Source organism: Burkholderia sp. FW306-1C-G01B (assembly GCF_058781685.1).
Window position 1 is genome coordinate 207,997 of the sequence record NZ_JBYSWZ010000002.1, and the last position, 18,099, is coordinate 226,095.

Annotated in this window: 19 protein-coding genes and 1 pseudogene; 9 read left to right on the forward strand and 11 right to left on the reverse strand. The window is 67.8% G+C overall.

Annotated elements, in window-relative coordinates; translation table 11 throughout:
• Positions 1–6: 6 nt before the first annotated feature.
• Both treA and AC3WLY_RS05215 read right to left on the reverse strand, forming a co-directional pair.
• Positions 7–1,746 (reverse strand): alpha,alpha-trehalase TreA, encoded by a 1,740-nt coding sequence (gene treA / locus AC3WLY_RS05210; protein WP_492308154.1) that lies wholly within the window; start codon positions 1,744–1,746, stop codon positions 7–9.
• 89 nt (positions 1,747–1,835) lie between these two features.
• Entirely contained in the window at positions 1,836–2,117 is a 282-nt protein-coding gene (locus AC3WLY_RS05215) for a hypothetical protein (RefSeq protein WP_492308235.1), read from the reverse strand.
• Between AC3WLY_RS05215 and AC3WLY_RS05220 the strand changes: the two genes are divergently transcribed.
• The gene (locus AC3WLY_RS05220) at positions 2,068–3,456 is read left to right on the forward strand and encodes an MFS transporter (protein ID WP_310132799.1); all 1,389 of its coding nucleotides are present in this window, start codon (positions 2,068–2,070) and stop codon (positions 3,454–3,456) included. The genes AC3WLY_RS05215 and AC3WLY_RS05220 overlap by 50 nt on opposite strands.
• A gap of 416 nt (positions 3,457–3,872) precedes the next feature.
• Positions 3,873–5,084 carry a DNA glycosylase AlkZ-like family protein gene (locus tag AC3WLY_RS05225; protein WP_310132796.1) on the forward strand — a complete coding sequence of 404 codons (1,212 nt, stop codon included), beginning with the start codon at positions 3,873–3,875 and terminating at the stop codon, positions 5,082–5,084.
• Positions 5,085–5,104: 20 nt separating this feature from the next.
• Here the strand turns inward: AC3WLY_RS05225 and fabI are convergent, their stop codons facing one another.
• From fabI to AC3WLY_RS05245, 4 genes are read right to left on the reverse strand one after another with little or no spacing between them, the layout of a single operon-like run.
• Positions 5,105–5,866, reverse strand: a complete 762-nt coding sequence (fabI, locus tag AC3WLY_RS05230) for an enoyl-ACP reductase FabI (protein ID WP_310132793.1) — start codon at positions 5,864–5,866, stop codon at positions 5,105–5,107.
• A gap of 26 nt (positions 5,867–5,892) precedes the next feature.
• Positions 5,893–7,014: an alpha/beta fold hydrolase gene (locus AC3WLY_RS05235; protein WP_492308153.1), complete on the reverse strand. Its 1,122-nt coding sequence runs from the start codon at positions 7,012–7,014 to the stop codon at positions 5,893–5,895.
• Positions 7,015–7,022: 8 nt separating this feature from the next.
• Complete coding sequence (locus AC3WLY_RS05240) at positions 7,023–8,231, reverse strand: acetate/propionate family kinase (RefSeq protein ID WP_310132789.1); 1,209 nt, start codon at positions 8,229–8,231, stop codon at positions 7,023–7,025.
• A 10-nt stretch (positions 8,232–8,241) separates the two neighbouring features.
• The gene (locus tag AC3WLY_RS05245; protein WP_279610691.1) at positions 8,242–9,270 is read right to left on the reverse strand and encodes a phosphate acetyltransferase; all 1,029 of its coding nucleotides are present in this window, start codon (positions 9,268–9,270) and stop codon (positions 8,242–8,244) included.
• Positions 9,271–9,357: 87 nt separating this feature from the next.
• Between AC3WLY_RS05245 and atpG the strand changes: the two genes are divergently transcribed.
• Together atpG and atpC are read left to right on the forward strand one after the other, a co-directional pair.
• Positions 9,358–10,227 (forward strand): ATP synthase F1 subunit gamma, encoded by an 870-nt coding sequence (gene atpG, locus AC3WLY_RS05250; RefSeq protein ID WP_175959733.1) that lies wholly within the window; start codon positions 9,358–9,360, stop codon positions 10,225–10,227.
• An 11-nt stretch (positions 10,228–10,238) separates the two neighbouring features.
• On the forward strand, positions 10,239–10,697 hold the full coding sequence (atpC, locus tag AC3WLY_RS05255) for an ATP synthase F1 subunit epsilon (RefSeq protein WP_425133067.1): 459 nt from the start codon (positions 10,239–10,241) through the stop codon (positions 10,695–10,697).
• Between the two features lie 23 nt (positions 10,698–10,720).
• Here the strand turns inward: atpC and AC3WLY_RS05260 are convergent, their stop codons facing one another.
• On the reverse strand, positions 10,721–10,939 hold the full coding sequence (locus AC3WLY_RS05260; protein WP_310132784.1) for a DUF1653 domain-containing protein: 219 nt from the start codon (positions 10,937–10,939) through the stop codon (positions 10,721–10,723).
• Between the two features lie 57 nt (positions 10,940–10,996).
• On the reverse strand, positions 10,997–11,440 hold the full coding sequence (locus tag AC3WLY_RS05265) for a GNAT family N-acetyltransferase (RefSeq protein WP_034180528.1): 444 nt from the start codon (positions 11,438–11,440) through the stop codon (positions 10,997–10,999).
• Positions 11,441–11,665: 225 nt separating this feature from the next.
• On the opposite strand from AC3WLY_RS05265, the gene AC3WLY_RS05270 reads away from it, so the two are divergent.
• The 4 genes from AC3WLY_RS05270 (at position 11,666) to AC3WLY_RS05285 (ending at position 13,971) form a co-directional block, all read left to right on the forward strand.
• A complete protein-coding gene (locus AC3WLY_RS05270; RefSeq protein ID WP_011547275.1) occupies positions 11,666–11,926 on the forward strand; it encodes a type II toxin-antitoxin system Phd/YefM family antitoxin in 261 nt (86 codons plus the stop codon).
• The gene (locus tag AC3WLY_RS05275; protein WP_175959586.1) at positions 11,923–12,189 is read left to right on the forward strand and encodes a Txe/YoeB family addiction module toxin; all 267 of its coding nucleotides are present in this window, start codon (positions 11,923–11,925) and stop codon (positions 12,187–12,189) included. The genes AC3WLY_RS05270 and AC3WLY_RS05275 overlap by 4 nt, the downstream gene beginning before the upstream one ends.
• Positions 12,190–12,372: 183 nt before the next feature.
• Complete coding sequence (locus tag AC3WLY_RS05280; protein ID WP_175959587.1) at positions 12,373–12,996, forward strand: HAD hydrolase-like protein; 624 nt, start codon at positions 12,373–12,375, stop codon at positions 12,994–12,996.
• Between the two features lie 396 nt (positions 12,997–13,392).
• A complete protein-coding gene (locus tag AC3WLY_RS05285) occupies positions 13,393–13,971 on the forward strand; it encodes a DUF4142 domain-containing protein (protein WP_072444196.1) in 579 nt (192 codons plus the stop codon).
• 134 nt (positions 13,972–14,105) lie between these two features.
• Here the strand turns inward: AC3WLY_RS05285 and AC3WLY_RS05290 are convergent.
• Together AC3WLY_RS05290 and AC3WLY_RS05295 are read right to left on the reverse strand one after the other, a co-directional pair.
• Positions 14,106–14,706 (reverse strand): annotated as a pseudogene (locus tag AC3WLY_RS05290) (GNAT family N-acetyltransferase).
• Positions 14,707–14,763: 57 nt separating this feature from the next.
• The gene (locus tag AC3WLY_RS05295; RefSeq protein WP_175959589.1) at positions 14,764–15,678 is read right to left on the reverse strand and encodes a LysR family transcriptional regulator; all 915 of its coding nucleotides are present in this window, start codon (positions 15,676–15,678) and stop codon (positions 14,764–14,766) included.
• A gap of 109 nt (positions 15,679–15,787) precedes the next feature.
• Between AC3WLY_RS05295 and lysA the strand changes: the two genes are divergently transcribed.
• Complete coding sequence (lysA, locus tag AC3WLY_RS05300) at positions 15,788–17,026, forward strand: diaminopimelate decarboxylase (protein WP_175000722.1); 1,239 nt, start codon at positions 15,788–15,790, stop codon at positions 17,024–17,026.
• Positions 17,027–17,158: 132 nt separating this feature from the next.
• On the opposite strand, the gene AC3WLY_RS05305 is transcribed toward lysA, so the two are convergent.
• Complete coding sequence (locus AC3WLY_RS05305) at positions 17,159–18,046, reverse strand: DMT family transporter (protein WP_072444204.1); 888 nt, start codon at positions 18,044–18,046, stop codon at positions 17,159–17,161.
• Positions 18,047–18,099 lie beyond the last annotated feature (53 nt).

Genomic DNA, 18,099 nt, shown 5'->3' on the forward strand with positions numbered 1-18,099 from the left:
CGTGCGTCACTCGCCGTACAGCCCGAGCAGTTTGAGCGTGACGCCGTTGGTCCAGCCGAAGCCGTCCTGCAGCGGATATTCGCCGCCACCGCCGCCGCCCGTGCCCGCGCCTTCGACCACGTACTTCTCGACGAGCTTGCCTTCGGTTGCATACACATGCTTCACGTCGGACAGGAAACGCGTGCCGATGTCCTTCGCGAGCGCCGGTTCGCCATAACGACGCAGCCCGTCGATCGCGATCCACTGCAGCGGCGCCCAGCCGTTCGGCGCGTCCCACTGCTGGCCGGTATTCTCGGTCGTCGTCGCGAGGCCGCCCGGTTTCAGCAGCGTCTTGCGCACCTCGCGCGCGGTCGCCTTCGCGCGCTCGGGCCATGCGACGCCCGCGAACAGCGGATACAGCGCGGCCGCCGTCACGCCGTCGCGCGGCTTGCGCAACTGCCAGTCGTAGTCGCCGTAGTAGCCGCGGCGGTTCCACAAATAGTGGTTGATCGCGGCCGCCCGCCGCGCCGCGCGCCCCGCGAAGTCGGTCACGCATGCGACGTCGCGCGTGACCGCGCAGCCCTTCACGATCGTCGTCTCGAGATGGAACATCAGGCTGTTCAGGTCGACCGGCACGATCGACGTCGTGCGGATCGTCGCGAGCGTCTTGCCGTCGCCGAACCAGCGCGAGCTGTAGTCCCAGCCGCTTTCGGCGCCTGCGCGCAAGTCGCGGTACACGTCGTTCGCCGGACGGCCGGGCGCAGACTTCGCGGTCGTCACGTCCTCGAGATACGACTCGTCGCGCGGCGTGTCGCTCGCGTCCCAGTAGCGGTTCAGCACCGCGCCGTCGGGCATCGCGACCACGTTGCGCGCGGCCTGCCCGCGCGGCGTCGTGGTTTCGCCCTGCATCCAGTACGCATGCTCCTTGCGCAGTTGCGGCAGGTATTTCTGGTAGACCTTGTCGCCTTCGGCCTGCGCGGCGAGCGTGACCATGTACGCGAAGAACGGCGGCTGCGAGCGGCTCGCGTAGTACGTGCGGTTGCCGTTCGGGATGTGCCCGATCGTGTCGATCAGATGCGCGAAGTTGTCGAGCATGTCGTCGACGAGATCCTCGCGACCCGACACCTGCAGCCCGAGCATCGTGAAATAGGTATCCCAGTAGTAGCCTTCGCGGAAGCGGCCGCCCGGCACGACGTACGGCTTCGGCAGCGGAATCAGCGAACTGTACTGCGGCACCGTGACGCTCGTGCGCGTGAGCTGCGGCCACAGCCAGTCGATGTGCTGGCGCAGCGTCTGGTTCGGCGGCGGCGTCACGCCGCCTTCCGGGGGCGGCGTGAAGTGCTGGCCGACGAACGTCTTCAGCGAGAAGCCCGGCTGCGATTTCTGTTGCTGATACAACTGCACGATCGTCGCGGGATCGGTATCGGGCGTCGCGTCGACGAAGGTCTTCTGGTCGGGATAGATCTGCGCGGTCTGCACCGCGACGAACAGGTCGCCGTAGAGCTGGCTCGGCGGCGGCAGCAGCGTGCCCGACGCGGGGCCAGCAATCGCGGCCGCGGTCGGCACGGCCGACTGGCTGGCCGCCTGAGCGGCGGCCTGGTTCGCATTATCGGCCTGCGCGGCGCAGCCGGCGACGGCCAGATACGCAACGGCCAGTGCGGCGGCCCAGCGCAGACGCGGCGCGGGCGGCGCATGACGCGGTGCATGATGACGCGAGAAGCGACGTGAGAAGCGAGATGCAATCGATGCGGCACGACGTGACGTCATGGCGTGTCCCCTCCTTTCGATGGTGAGTGGCTCGGCACGAGGTCTCGTTCGCGCGCGCGCCCGTCTCGATGGCCCTCGATCGATGCGCGTCATATGTTGTGTTGCGAGTGGGTCCGACTGTCGCATAAAACGTGCACCGCACGCAAGTTTCGCGGTCGCAGCGACAGGTCGATGTCATGCGCCGCAGCCGGCGCGGCGGTCGTCTCTTCTTTCGCGCGCGGAAGCAGGAACGACTGTTGCAACATGCGGAACAAGTGTTGTCGCGCGTGACGCATCGACAACAATATGGGCATAATGGCGTCTTTACCGCGCGCCCAGCCCATGTCGCCCGTCTTTCTAGCACCGCTCATCGTTGCCTGTGCGTTGTTCATGGAAAGCGTCGACGCGAACATCATCGTCACCGCGCTGCCCGCGATGGCGAGGGACTTCGGGCACAACCCCGTCACGCTGAACGTTGCGATCACGGCCTACGTGGTCGGGCTCGGCGTGTTCATCCCGATCTGCGGCTGGCTCGCCGACCGCTTCGGCGCACGCTCCGTCTTCCGCACCGCAATCGGCATCTTCGTCGTCGGCTCGCTGATGTGCGCGGCCTCCAGTTCCCTCGGCGTGCTCACGTTCGCGCGCTTCATACAGGGCGTCGGCGGCGCGATGATGGTGCCCGTCGGCCGCATCATCATCTTCCGCGCGGTGCCGCGCTCGGATCTCGTGCGCGCGATGAACTATCTCGCGATTCCCGCGCTGTTCGGGCCCACGGTCGGGCCGCTCGTCGGCGGCTTCATCACGACCTACCTGCACTGGCGGATGATCTTCTTCATCAACGTGCCGATCGGCATCTACGGGATCTATCTCGCGAGCAAGCACATCGCGAACACGCACGAGCCCGATCCGGGCCCGCTCGACTGGTTCGGCTTCCTGCTGTCGGCAAGCGGCGCCGCATTGCTGCTGATGGGCCTTACGCTGCTCGACGGCTCGCTCACCTCGCGCTCGAACGCGATCGTGATGTGCGCGGCCGGCACCGTGCTGCTCGCGCTCTACGTGCCGTACGCGCGCCGCAAGGAGCGCCCGGTGCTCGACCTCAGTTTCCTGAAGATCCCGACCTACCACGCGAGCGTCGTCGGCGGGTCGCTGTTCCGCATCGGCCTTGGCGCGGTGCCGTTCCTGCTGCCGCTCGCGCTGCAGGAAGGGCTCGGCATGAGCGCGTTCCATTCGGGGCTCATCACGTGCGCGTCCGCGCTCGGCGGCGCGATGAGCCGTTCGACGGCCACGCATACGCTGCGCCGTTTCGGCTTTCGCACGGTGCTGATCTACAACGCGGCATTCGCGGGGCTCGCGATCGCCGCGTACGGCGTGTTCCATCCCGGCATGGCGACCTGGGCGATCTGGCTGATCGTGCTCGTCGGCGGCATCTTCCCCGCGCTGCAGTTCACGAGCCTGAACTCGATGATCTACGCGGACATCTCGCCGCGCGACGCGGGGCGCGCCACGAGCCTCGGCAGCGTGGTGCAGCAGATGTCGCTCGGGCTCGGCGTGACGGTGGCCGGTATCGTGCTGCACGTGTCGCACTGGCTGCAGGGCCACCAGACGATGGTGTGGTCGGATTTCTGGCCCGCGTTCGTCGTGGTCGGGCTGTGCTCGTTCGCGTCGATTCCGATCACGCGGCGGCTGCCGCCCGGCGCCGGCGACGAAGTCGCGCGCGGCAAGCGGCAATAAGCGGCAAGCGTTGCGGCGCGGCAAAACACGACGACCTGTCCCGCGCGCTGCGGCCGGGGGAAACGTGTGCCGCGGCATGACACGTCGCGCGGCAGCCGGCGAAAAACCGGAAAAACAAAAAAATCAGCGGACATCCACACGGGGCCGGTGCTCAGCCGCATGGATGTCCGCTCAGGGCTCCGGGTCTCCCGATGGGGGTTGAGAATCCCGGATTCGCTTCCTGCGTGCCATGGACATATGTGCGTCGGAAGCGGAATCGTTGCGCGCACTTGTCGTCGCGCCATGCTCTGCACTATAGGGAAACTTGCGAAACGCATCTGTCAAGCATTGTCAGACGCGTTGCATCGGTGCGTCGCACACGCGCGCCGCTTTCGCGCTAAAGTGATCGCCGACCGCCACCCTCATCCGCCATTCCGATGCTTACGCTCTCGCCCGCCGCCGCCCGCGCGCTGCATCTCGCCGCACAAGGTCTGCTGACGCCGCCCCGCCGCAAGGCGACCAAGGCCGACGTGCTCGACACGATCCGCCGGATGGCGCAGTTGCAGATCGACACCATTCACGTCGTCGCGCGCAGCCCGTATCTCGTGCTGTTCAGCCGTCTCGGCGATTTCTCGCCGCAGTGGCTCGACGAACATCTCGCCGAGGCGCGCCTGTTCGAATACTGGTCGCACGAAGCGTGTTTCCTGCCGATCGAGCAGTTCGGCCTGATGCGGTACAAGATGCTCGATCCGTCGGGGATGGGCTGGAAATACGCGGCCGAGTGGCACGCGCAGAATCGCGACGAGATCGAGCGGCTGCTCGCGCGGATTCGCGACGACGGCCCGGTGCGATCGGCCGATTTCGTCCGCGAAGATGGCGTGAAGGGCAACGGCTGGTGGGACCGCAAGCCCGAGAAGCGCCACCTGGAAGTGCTGTTCACGACGGGCGACCTGATGGTGTCGGAACGCCGCAATTTCCAGCGCGTGTACGACGTGCGCGAACGCGTGCTGCCCGGCTGGGACGACACGCGCGACCTGCCGCCGCGCGAAGCCGTGCTGCCCGCGCTGCTCGACTACACGTGCCGCGCGCTCGGCGTCGTGCGCGCGGACTGGGTGGCCGACTACTATCGGCTGCCGCGCCGTTCGTATCGCGAGGAGCTGGAACGGCTCGCGGATGCGGGCGACCTGATTCCGGTGCAGATCGACGACTGGAAGGAGCCGGCCTATGTGCATCGCTCGCTCGACGCATTGCTGCCGGCCGCCGCGGCCGACACGCTGCGCTCGACGGTCACGACGCTGCTGTCGCCGTTCGACCCCGTCGTATGGGACCGGCGGCGCGCGTCGACGCTGTTCGGTTTCGACTACACGATCGAGTGCTATACGCCCGGGCACAAACGGCGCTACGGCTATTTCTGCCTGCCCGTGCTGCATCGCGGCCGGCTGGTCGGCCGCGTCGACGCGAAAGCGCACCGCACGCTCGGCACGTTCGAACTGAAGGCCGTGCATGTCGAGCCGGGCGTGCGGTTCGGCACGGGGCTCGCGGCCGACGTCGCGAAGGCCGTGAAGAAGCTCGCGGCGTGGCACGGCACGCCGGAGGTCGCGGTCGCACACGCGCCGCCGGCCCTCGTGCAGGCATTGGCGCGCACCTGACGCCGCGTGCCGCCGGCACGCTAGCCGAGCATGTGCATGCCGGCGTCGATATAGTGCGTGCCGCCCGTGATCGCCCGTGCACCGTCGCTCGCCAGGAACGCGCAGAACGCGCCGACGTCGTCGATGTCCAGCGCGTGATGCAGCGGCGCCCGGCGCGCGGTGTCGTCGAGCAGCCGGTCGAAGTCCGGCAGGCCCGATGCCGCGCGCGTCGGCAGCGCGCCCGGTGAAATCGCGTTGACGCGAATGCCCGTGCCGCCGAGTTCGGCCGCCAGGTACCGCACGCTCGATTCGAGCGCGGCCTTGACCGGCCCCATCACCCCGTAGTTCGCGACGACCTGCTCCGCGCCGAGATAGCTCATCGCCATCAGGCTCCCGCCCTGCGTCATCAGCGGCTCGGCGAGCCTCGCCATCCGGATGAACGAATGGCACGAGGTATCCATCGCCACCGAGAAGCCTTCCGGCGAGCTGTCGACGACGCGGCCGTGCAGATCGGCCTTCGGTGCATACGCAACCGAATGCAGCACGAAATCGATCGCGCCCCATTGCACCGCGATTGCGTCGAACACCGCCGCCATCTGGTCGGGCCGCCCAACGTCGAGCGGCATCCGGATCGGCGCGTCGAGTTGCGCGAACAGCGGCTCGACGTGCGGCAAGGTCTTCTCCGACTGCCAGGTCACCGCGAGCGTGGCGCCCGCCCGGCAAAACGCACGCGCGCATCCCCACGCGATGCTCTGCTCGTTCGCCATGCCGACGACGAGCCCCCGCTTGTGTCGCAACGTCATGCCGCCCCCTGTCGATCCGCGCTGGCCTAGCGCTGCGCCGCGATCCATCGCGCGATGTCCGGCCACACCGTCTTCAGCGTACGCGACCCCATGAACAGGCCGATATGGCCGCCCGGCACGAGCCGGCTCTCGATCCGCGACGCGGGCGTCCCGAGGCGATCGCGCGCCCCGAACACCTGCTCCGGCGTCGTGATGTCGTCGGCCTCGCCGGCGAGCAGATAGGCCGGGCACGCGACGTCCTTCAGATCGAGCGTGCGCCCGAGCGCAACGAACGTGCCCTTCGCGAGCCGGTTCTCCTTGAAGATCTGCACGATCGCCTGCAGGTACCAGCGTCCCGGCAGGTCGATCGGGCTTTCGTACCAGTTCGCGAACACCTCGCGCTTGCGCAGGTATTCGGGATCGTCGAGATGCTCGTACAGGTCGATGTGCTCGGCAAGATAGTGCTGGTCGGGATGCATGTTCTTCCAGCCGCGCAGCATGAAGCGCCCGCGCATCAGCCCGCCGCCCATCGCCACGAGCTCCTCGTAGAACGACGTCGGATACGTGTGCACCATCCGCTTGATCGGGCCGTCGCCCGCGTCGGTGTCGATCGGCGAGCCCGCCAGCACGAGGCTCGCGACCTTGTGCGGGAAACGCGCCGCATACATCGCGGACATCCAGCCGCCCTGGCACAGCCCGACGAGATTCACGCGGCCGCCGAGCTCGTCGACGCACACGTTCAGCTCGGCCAGATACTGGTCGATCTCGAGGTCCTTCATGTCCTCGGTGGCCGAGCGCCAGTCGGTCAGGTACAGACGCGTCACGCCGTGCTCGCGCAGCGTCTGCATCAGGCTCTGCCCCGGCTGGTAGTCGGCGATCATCGCGCTGTGTCCCGCGTACGGCGCATCGACGATCGTCGGCAGCCCGTGCGCCGGCGCGGCCGAATAATCGCGAAACGTCATCGTCCGCAGCTCCAGCAACGGCCGGTTCGTCGATGCCAGCGCAGGATGCACTTCGAAATGCAGCTTCTCCTCTTCCGCGAGGAAGCGGAGATTGCGCGCGGCGATCTCGGAACCGGCCGCAAACATCGCCGTGGCGGCGGCCATCGGCCAGAACATCGGCAGCGCGGGGGCGCTGACGGCAGGGGAGGATGTGTCGCGTGCTGTCATCGAAGGTTTCACCGGGTCGGATACGGCGTGGAAGGGCTCGCGTCGTCCAGCACGCGGCGCGTGTGCCGCGCGATCATCAGGTTCTCGTCGGTCGGGATCACGCGCACCGTCACGCGCGACGCGTCGCTCGAAATCACCGGCAGGCCGGCGGCGTTCGCCGCGTCGTCGAGGGCGATGCCGAGCCACGCCGCGCGGCTGCAGATCCGTTCACGCACGCGCGGCGCGTGCTCGCCGATGCCGGCGGTAAACACGAGCATGTCGAGACCGCCGAGCACGCCGGCCAGCGCGGCGAGTTCGCGAGCCGCGCGGTACGCGAACAGCTCGACTGCATGCGCGGCCGACGGCGCGTCGCTCGCGAGCAGCGTGCGCATGTCGCTCGACACGCCGGACACGCCGAGCAAGCCCGATTCCGTATAGATCAGATGCTCGACCTCGTCGAGCGACCGGCCCTCGTGACGCTGCAGGTACAGGATCACGCCCGGGTCCAGCGCGCCCGTGCGCGTGCCCATCGGCAGCCCGTCCACGGCCGTGAACCCCATCGTCGTCGCCACGCTGCGGCCGTTCGCGAGCGCGCACAGGCTCGCGCCGTTGCCGAGGTGCGCGACGACGGTCCGGCGCTGCGCCCAAGACGGATCGAGCCCCGCGAGTGCCGTCGCGATGTATTCGTACGACAGCCCGTGGAAACCGTAGCGCACGATCCCCTGCCCGGTCAGCGCGCGCGGCAACGCGAACTCCCGTTCGAGCGCCGGCATCGTCGAATGGAACGCCGTGTCGAAACACGCGACCTGCGGCAGGCTCGGTGCGACCGCGGCGACCGCGCGGATCGCGTCGACGTGATGCGGCTGGTGCAGCGGCGCGAGCGGCGAAAGCGACGCTATTGCATCGAGCACGCGCGCGTCGATCCGCACCGGCGCGGTGAAATACGGGCCGCCATGCACGACCCGGTGCCCGACGCCGTCGAACGCGGCCTCCCGCCCGACGTGAGCCGCGAACCACGCGTGCAGCGCTTCGATCGCGCCTTGGTGCCCCGGTCGCGCGACGGGGCTGTCGGCGAGCGTCGCGCCGTGCGCGTCGGCCACGCACAGACGCGGGGCGCCATGCAGGTTCTCGACCTGCCCGTGCAGGCCCGCATCGAGCGAGCGATCTTCGCGCGTGTCGTAGACCGAGAACTTGAGGCTCGATGAGCCGGCATTGAGGACCAGCACGGGATGTCGCATCGCGGCCCCGTCAGTGTGCGCCGGCCGCAGCGGCCGGCGCGGCCGCGAGCGCCGCCGTCGTGCGCGCCGCGTCCGCGACGAGCGCCGCGACCGCGCAGCTCGCCAGGCGCGTGCGTTCGCTGTCGGCGCGACTCGTCAGGATCACCGGCACGCGCGCGCCGAGCACGATGCCGGCTGCATCGGCGTTCGCCAGGAACGTCAGCTCCTTCGCAAGCATGTTGCCCGCCTCGAGGTCGGGCGCGAGAAGGATGTCCGCATCGCCCGCGACCGCCGAATCGAGATGCTTGAGCCGCGCGGCTTCGGGGCTGATCGCGTTGTCGAGCGCGAGCGGCCCGTCGAGCAGCGCGCCGGTGATCTGGCCGCGCTCGGCCATCTTGCACAGCGCGGCCGCGTCGAGCGTCGACGGCAGCTTCGAGCTGACCGTCTCGATCGCCGACAGGATCGCGACCTTCGGCTGACCGATGCCGAGCGCGTGCGCGAGATCGATCGCGTTTTGCACGATGTCGGCCTTCTGCTCGAGCGTCGGACGGATGTTGACCGCCGCGTCGGTGATGAACAACGGCTTGTGGTAAGTCGGCACGTCCATGATGAACACATGGCTCAGGCGCCGCCCGGTGCGCAGCCCCGTATCGGCGCGCACCACTTCCTCCAGCAACTCGTCGGTATGCAGGCTGCCCTTCATCAGCGCCTGCGCGTCGCCGGAGCGCACCAGCTCGACGGCGCGCGCGGCCGACGCGTGACTGTGCGGCGCATCGACGAGCCGGTAGCCGGACAGGTCGACGCCGAGCGTCGCGGCAAGCGCCGTGATGCGCGCCGTCGGCCCAACCAGTATGGGCACGACGATACCGGCCCGAGCGGCGGCGACCGCCGCGCGCAGCGATACCTCGTCGCAAGGATGCGCGACCGCGACCGTCACCGGGCGTAGCGAGCGGCAACGCGCAATCAGCGCGTCGTACTTCTGGTGCTGGCGGAAATCGGTCATCGAATACCCCTTCGCGAGGATCACGTGAACGGATTCTGGTGCGAGACCGGGCGAAATCGTTTGACCCTTGTCAATCGTTTCAGGTGAAGTCCCGATAGCATGAAGCCACACGATGACATCCGGATGGCCGCGGCGCCCCCTGACATGCACATACGCGAAATCCGCTCGAAGATCGCCAGTACGTCGTCCACGCGCACGATCACCAAGGCGATGGAAATGATGGCGCGCACCAAGATGGCGAACGCGCAGCGACGCGCCCGCGAGTTCCGCCCGTATGCGGCGCGCATCGGGGCGATGGCCGAACGCGTGCTGCGCGACCGGCCCGACCACGTGTCGGCGCTGATGGCGCGACGCGACCCCGTGCGCCGCGTCGGCCTGATCGTCGTCAGCACCGATCGCGGGCTGTGCGGCCCGCTCAATGCGCGGTTGCTCGTCGCATGCGTGGATGCGCTCGAACGCTGGGACCGGGCCGGCGTCACGTGCGAACTGAGCGTGATCGGTGCACGCGGCATCGCGCCGCTGATGCGCCACGGCGCGACCATCACGGCGCGCGCGAGCGGCCTGGCCGCCGAGCCGCACTTCGACCAGTTGCTCGGCGCGCTGCTCGTGCCGCTGACCGCGTTCGTCAACGGCGAGCTCGACGAAGTGCACGTCGCCTACAACCGGCTGACGAGCCCGCTCGCGTACGAGCCGCGTATCGATGCGATGCTGCCGGTCGCCGGATTCGACACCGGCGCGCCGGCCGACGGCGCGGCGGCATCCGACTATCTCTACGAGCCCGCGCCCAAACCGGTCGTGGACACGTTGCTGCTGCGCTACGTCGAGGCAACGCTCTATCAGGCGGTCGTCGAGAACTATGCGTGCGAACAATGCGCGCGGATGTTCAGCATGCAGACCGCGACGGACAACGCCGACCGCGTGCTGCGCGAACTGCGGCACCTGTACCAGAAGACGCGACAGGCGCAGATCACCACCGAGCTGTGCGAAATCGTCGCCGGCGCGGCGGCGGTCTGAAGGGGGCGCGCATGACGACGTCGATGAGGCTCGACATCCTGAGCGTGGAAGCGGTGCTGTATGCCGGCGACGCGCATTTCGTCGTCGTCCCGGGCGAAAGCGGGGAACTGGGGATCTATCCGCACCACGCGCCGCTGCTCACGCGGATCCGGCCCGGCGTCGTGACGCTCGTCGACGCGCCGACCGGCGAGCATCGCCGCCTCCTCGTCGCGGGCGGCGTGCTAGAGGTCGGCCGCGACGGCGTGACGCTGATCGCCGATCACGCGCTGCGCACGCCCGAACTCGACGATCTGCGCGCACGCGAAGCACGGCATGCGGCCGACGACTGGCGCCGGCGCTATGCGCACGAAAACCGGCGCGCGTTCGATTTCGCGTCGGCCCGCGCGGAACTGATGGATGAAGTCCGGCGCTTCTTCACGATGGCGCTGCGGCAACAGGCGCCGTACGACAAGCCGGGCGGAGCCGGCTAGACGCCGGCTCCGGTGCCGCCCGCTCAGTCGTGCAGCTTGCGAAAACGCGGCGTGCCGTCTTCGAGGTTGCCGTTGAACATCGCTTCCGGCCGCACCCACAGGCCGCGCGCATGCGGCCACAGATGCTCGTACACGACCACCGATTCCTCGGTTTCGGAATGGCGGGCGACGCCGATGTAACGGTACAAACCGCCCTTGTAGTGGCGATGCGTCGCGAGCTGTTCGGCTTCCTGTTCGGTCATGATGGGCTTCTCTTCGGCAAAAACGGAAAGCGCGTATTGTATGCGCTGCGCCGCGCGTCAGCGTTTCGTATAGATGTCGGGACGGCGGATCTCCATCAGCCGCTCGGGATTCGCGGACGGCCCGAAGCCGACCGGCCGGTACAGCTCGTGCGCGTCGGTCGTCACGAGCATGATGCGGCGCAGGCGCTGCACCATCTCCTGCGCGAATACGTGATCGATCAGCGCGCGGCCGTAGCCGTTGCCGCGTTCGGCCGGCAGCACGAACACGTCGCACAGGTACGCGAACGTCGCGTGATCGGTGACGAGCCGCGCGAACCCGACGAGCCGGTCGCCGACATACGCACCGAAACACAGCGAACCCTCGATCGCACGCTCGACCACGTCTCGCGGAATGCCCTGCGACCAGTACGCATCGCGATGCAGGAAGTCGAAGATCGCGTCGATGTCGAGTTCGCGCTTGTCGGTGGAAAATCTCAGCGTGGCGGGGGTGGCAGCGGGCACGTCGGTTCTCCGGTGGGGCGCGGAACGCGGAGCATCGACGATACCGCGCTGCGCGGCGGGCTACAAGCGGCACCGCCACACCGCTGCTGCACGATAGGTGAGAATCCTCTTGCCGGACTGCGGCGCGCAACCACATACACTCACCGGGAAACTTGTACAGCAACCCGTACATATTTTATCGACCGCGCTATACTTGTACGGTTATATGTACAAGTGAGGCAAATCATGCGCACGATTCATTTTTCGGATGCCCGCGGCAATCTGAAGACCGTCATCGACCAGGTTGTCGACGATGCGGACGTGACGCTCATCACGCGCCGCGATGCACCGAACGCCGTCATCATGTCGCAGGACTACTACGACAGCCTGATGGAGACGGTTCACTTGCTGCGCTCGCCGGCCAACGTCGCCCATCTCGAACGTTCGATCGCGCAACTGCGCAAGGGCAAGGCGAAGGAACACAAGCTCGCCGAGGATGATGAATGAGCGTACGCCGCGTGCTCTTTACTGCCGACGCGTGGGACGACTGTGTCTATTGGCAGGGGCAGGATCGCAAGACGCTCAAGCGCATCAAGCAGCTCATTCGCGAAGCCCAGCGAACGCCGTTCGAAGGCATCGGCAAACCCGAACCGTTAAAGGCCTATCTCTCCGGCTTCTGGTCGCGCCGTATCGACGACACGAACCGCCTGGTCTACGAGGCTGACGACCTTCAGATCAGCATCGTGTCCTGTCGCTACCACTACGAGTAGCCCCCCTCCGGAGCACCACCCTCTCCGCCTCACGGCGCCAGCAACGCACGCGTATCGGGCAAAATGCGCGTACTCGCCACCGGATACCGGCACACCGGGAAAGCTCGCTGCACTCGCCCGCTTACCCGCACACGCATTTCGGTGGATGATGTAGCCCGCTCGATCAACCTGCCACATCGCGTCATGCCCTACCGCCTCATCGCATTCGACTTCGACGGCACGCTCGCCGATTCGCTCGACAGTTTTCTCGCGGCGCTGTCGGAAGCGTCGCGCCTGCACGGCTTTCGCGACGCCACGCCGGAGTTGCGCCCGGCGCTGCGCGGCATGTCGGCGCGCGACATCATCCGTGCGCTCGACGTGCCAATGTGGAAAGTGCCGCGCGTAACGATCGACATGCGCCGCCTGATGCGGCCGCGCGTCGTGCAAGTGATGCTGTTCCCCGGCGTCGAAGCAACGTTCGACGCGCTCGCCGCGCGCGGCATCCGCATCGCGATCGCAACGTCGAATACCGAGGACATCGTGCGCGACCGGCTCGGCCCGCGTGCCAGCGGCCGCGTCGACACCTTCGCGTGCGGCATTCCGCTGTTCGGCAAGGCACGTCGCCTGCGCGCGCTCGTTCGCGAGGCCGGCGTGCGCGCCGATGAAGTGCTGTATGTCGGCGACGAAATCCGCGACGCCGACGCGGCACGACGCGCGCATATCGCCTTCCAGGGTGTCGCGTGGGGCTACACCGCACCCGACGCATTGCAGGCGCATTGCGCGACGCCGCTGCTGCCGCGCCTCGATGCGCTGCTCGATCGCGTGTGACGCTTTCAAGCGCATTGCACGCTCGAGTCCGCACGTCGTTCGACGCGCACGACACTGCAACAACAACAGCAACACGACGATGAAATGCAGATGACACGCACGTGCATCTCTCTCACCTCACGCGCGCAAAAATTGCCGCCGCCGCGCGTGCATCCGGTACGCAATACCGGCACGCGTACCCGCTCATCGATTCGTCTTACCAACCGTTACACAAACCACAGCACGGTTGCACCTGCTACCCGACCGCTCTCCTAGAATCAGTCGGGCCGGGACACACTTCGACCGTCGCCGCGGCAGAGCGGCGGTCGAATCCGGCCCGGGCGCGCCCGGTCTCTCGCACAGCTACGGATCACGTCATCCGTTTTTTAACCAGAGCCCCGATCGAAAGGAGGTCCCATGAACCGCTTTCCCCACATCTCGCGCCTTGCCTTGTCTGCCGCTGGCCTGCTTCTCGTCGCCGTGACGGCGACCGCGCAAACGGCGCAACCGGCACCCGCAGCGCCCGCCGCGCCGGCCGCTGCCGCGACGCGCATTCACGAAGCCGACCAGGCCTTCATCACGGACGGCACGAAGACCGTGTCGACGCAGCACGACGCGGCACGCATCGCCGATGCGCGCACGTCGGACAGCCAGGTCAAGGCCTTCGCGCAACGCGTGTCGGCCGACGATGAAAAGATCATCCAGGCGATGCGCGCCGCAAGCCCGCGCGGCGTCGACGTGCCGGCCAACGACCCCGACACGACGGTGCTGAACAGCATCAAGAGCCTGCGCGGCGCCGAGTTCGACAAGGCGTATATCGAGCAGGTCGCGCTCGCCGGCCAGCAGAAGACGATCTCGGCTTTCCAGGCCGAAATCGCATCGGGCCGCGACACGAAGCTGAAGGAAGTCGCACGCCAGTCGCTGCCGATTCTGCAGAAGCACTACGCGGACGCGCAGAAACTCGCGGAGCGTCACCACCTCGCATCGGCGCAGTAACGATGCAGCGCCGCGCGTCGTGCGCGGCGCACCGCTTCCCCTGTCGTCGCGCAGCCGCGTCCCCTGCCGGCTGCGCGATGCGCGCCTGACCGGCCGACCCGCGAATACGCGCGCCGCACGTCACGCGTCATACGTTACGTCGCGAGCTTCGCCATCAACCGCGCACGCACGTCCGGCCATTCTTCGTCGATGATGCTGAAGCGCACCGAATTGCGCTTGCGGCCGTCCGGCATGATCCGTTCGTGACGCACGATCCCTTCCTGCTTCGCGCCGAGCCGCAGAATCGCCGCGCGCGATTTCTCGTTCAGCTCGTCGGTCGTGAACTGCACGCGCACGCAGTGCAGCGTGTCGAACGCATAGGCCAGCAACAGCCACTTCGCTTCGGTATTCGCGCGCGTGCGCTGCGCCGATTCGCTCAGCCACGGTATGGCCGATCTCGAGCTTGCGATTCTCGCGATCGATCTTCCAGAAGCGCGTGCTGCCGATCACGCGGCCCGATGCGCGATCGACGATCGCAAACGGCATCACGGTGCCGGCCGCGCGCCCCTGCAATGCCGTGTCGATATACGCGTCGATCGTCTCCGCGCCCGGCACGACCGTGACCTTCAGGTTCCACAACTGGCCGTCCGCGGCCGCATCGAGCAGCGCCTGCCGGTCGGATGCTTCGAGCGGCCGCAGTTCGACGCGCTCGCCGATGAGGGTCGGTGGTTCGATGGAAGACGATGCGGCGGTCATGACGGAGTTCCGAAAAGTCGGGACGATAGCGGCAAAACGCCCATCATACGGCGCTGTTTAACCGAGGTGCGCGGCCAGCCGGCGACGGATCGCTTTCGCCTCGCCGCGCAACGCATCGGCAAACGCATCGATGAGCAGGTTCTTCGGCCGGTGCTCGGGCACGATCATGCTGACCCGATACGGAAACGACCGCGTGAGCGGCCGCACGTGCAGGTCGCGCCCGACGAAATCGAGCGCGGTCAGCGGATTGACGATCGCGGCGCCGAGCCCCTGCCGCACGAACGCGCATACCGACACGGCCGACGGCGTGTCGACCACCGAGCGCGGCGCGACGCCCAACTGAGCAAACGCCTCGTCGATCAGGATGCGATACGGATCGTTCAGCGACAGGCTCACGAACGGCCGATCGGCGAGATCCAGCAGATCGATCGCGTCGTGCGCGAGCAGCGGATGGCCGTCGGGCAGCACGCATACTTCGTCGACTTCGAGCAGCGACGTAAGCACGGTGCCGGCCGGCGCGACGTCGTGCTCGGTCAGCCCGAGGTCGTACCGCTGCGCGGTCAGCCACTCCTCGAGCACCGGCGATTCCTGCGTTGCGACCGACACGCTGACGCCCGCGTGGGCCGCGTGAAAGCGCCGGCACGCGCCGGGCAGGATCGCGTGCGAGAACGCCGGCAGCGCGATCACCGAAAGCTGCCCGTCGCGAAACTCGCGCAGGCGCGCGGCCGTCGCCGCGACGCGCTCGAGCCCCACATACGCAAGCCGCACGTCGTCGAACAACGTGAGCGCGGCCATCGTCGGCCGCAACCGGCCGTGCGCGCGCTCGAACAGCGCGAAGCCGACGACCTGCTCCATCCGCGCGAGCTCGCGGCTGATCGTCGGTTGCGACGTATAGAGCATCTCGGCCGCGCGCGTCGTGCTGCCGGTGACCATCAGCGCGCGAAAGACCTCGATATGGCGGTGCGTGAGCATGGTCTTCTATATCAGAAATGAATCGAATGTCGAATAACAGGCATTTTACTGTATAGCCGAACAGGCGCATCATTCACGCTATCCGTTCATTCAACCTGATTCATCCGCCATGTCCCTCGATTCCCGCCAGCTCGCGACGCTCGCGCAGCAATACGGCACCCCGCTGTGGGTGTACGACGCCGACGTCATCCGCGACCGCATCGCCCAACTGCGCCAGTTCGACGTGATCCGCTACGCGCAGAAGGCGAATTCGAACATCCATATCCTGAAGCTGATGCGCGAGGAAGGCGCGTGCGTCGATGCCGTGTCGCTCGGCGAGATCGAGCGCAGCCTCGCGGCCGGGTTCAGTCCGGCCGGCGAGCCGGAAGGCGTCGTGTTCACGGCCGACCTGATCGACCGCCCGACGCTCGCGGCCGTGCTGAAGCACGGCGTGACCGTGAACGCGGGTTCGCTCGACATGCTCGCGCGCATCGGCGAGCACGCGCCGGGCCACCGCGTGTGGCTGCGCGTCAACCCCGGTTTCGGGCACGGCCACAGCAACAAGACCAACACCGGCGGCCCGCAGAGCAAGCACGGCATCTGGATCGACGACGTGCCGCGCGCGATCGAAATCGTGCGCCAGTACGGGCTCAAGCTCGTCGGCATCCACATGCACATCGGCTCGGGCGTCGACTACGGCCACCTGTCGCAGGTGTGCGATGCGATGGTCGACCTCGTCACGTCGCTCGGCCATGACATCGACGCGATCTCGGCCGGCGGCGGCCTGTCGATTCCGTATCGCGACGGCGAGCCGCGCGTCGACGTCGGTCACTACTTCAGCCAGTGGGACGCCGCGCGCAAGCGGATCGAACGGCACCTCGGCCACCCGGTGCGCATCGAGATCGAACCGGGCCGCTTCCTCGTCGCCGAAGCCGGCACGCTCGTCACCGAAGTGCAGGCCGTCAACCGCCGGCCGAAACACGATTTCGTGCTGATCGATGCGGGCTTCAACGACCTGATGCGCCCGTCGATGTACGGCAGCTACCACGCGGTGTCCGTGCACACGCACGACGGCGCGCTGCCGGCCGGCCGGCCGCTCGTCGACCTCGCGATCGCGGGGCCGCTGTGCGAATCGGGCGACGTGTTCACGCAGGATGCGGGCGGCGTGGTCACGCACCGCAAGCTGGCGCAGCCGCAGATCGGCGACCTGCTGTTCCTGCACGACGCGGGCGCGTACGGCGCGTCGATGTCCTCGAACTACAACAGCCGGCCGCTCGCGCCGGAAGTGCTCGTCGATCGCGGCGCGCCGCGGTTGATCCGCCGCCGGCAGACGATCGACGAATTGCTCGCGCTCGAGACGTTCGAGTAACGCGCTTTCGGCGTGACGAAGGCCAACGGCCAGGCTTGCCGCTACCGGCAGCCTGGCCGTTTTGCTTTTCGGCGTGCCGCCGGTTCGCGCGGTCGCGGCCCGGAGCAACCGCTCGGCCGCACCGCAGCAGCGTCACCCCGCGCGCTGCACGGGCGCCATTTTCGAGAAGTACTTCGCGCCCGCCACGCAGCCGACCACGACGACCGTCACGACGACCATCGACGGCGGCACCGTCTCGTGCAGCAGCCCGGCGGCCAGCAGGAAGCCGAAGAACGGCTGCAGCAGCTGCAACTGGCCGACGCCCGCGATCCCGCCGAGCGCGAGCCCGCGATACCAGAACACGAAGCCGATCAGCATGCTGAACAGCGACACGTACGCGAGCCCCCACAGTGCGGCGGCATCGACACCGTCGAACGACGCGGGCCACGTTAGCCACATGAGCGGCAGCATCAGCGGCAGCGACAGCACGAGCGCCCACGAGATCACCTGCCAGCCGCCGAGATCGCGCGACAGGCGCGCGCCTTCCGCGTAGCCGAGCCCGCACGCGACGATCGCGGCCAGCATCAGCGCATCGCCGACCACCGACGCCTGGCCGCCGTTGCGCAGCGCAAACGCGGCCACCGCGCCGCTGCCGACGATCGAGAAGATCCAGAACGGCAGCCGCGGCCGTTCGCCGCCGCGCCACACGCCGAACAGCGCGGTCGCGAGCGGCAACAGCCCGACGAACACGATCGCGTGTGCCGACGTCACATGCTTCAGCGCAAGCGCCGTCAGCAGCGGGAAACCAACCACGACCCCGAGCGCGACGATCGCCAGCGACACGGTCTCGGCCCGCGTCGGCCGCTTCTGCTTCAGTACGACCAGCAGCAACAGGCCGAGCGCGCCGGCGATCGTCGCGCGCGCGAACGTGAGGAACAGCGGGTCGAGCCCCTGCACCGCGACACGCGTCGCAGGCAGCGAGCCACTGAAGATGATCACGCCCAGCAGGCCGCTGAGCCATCCGTCGGTCGTCTTTTGCACGGCAAATCCTGAACGGGGAAAGGTGGATGACCGATGATCCGCCGCCCGCGGAA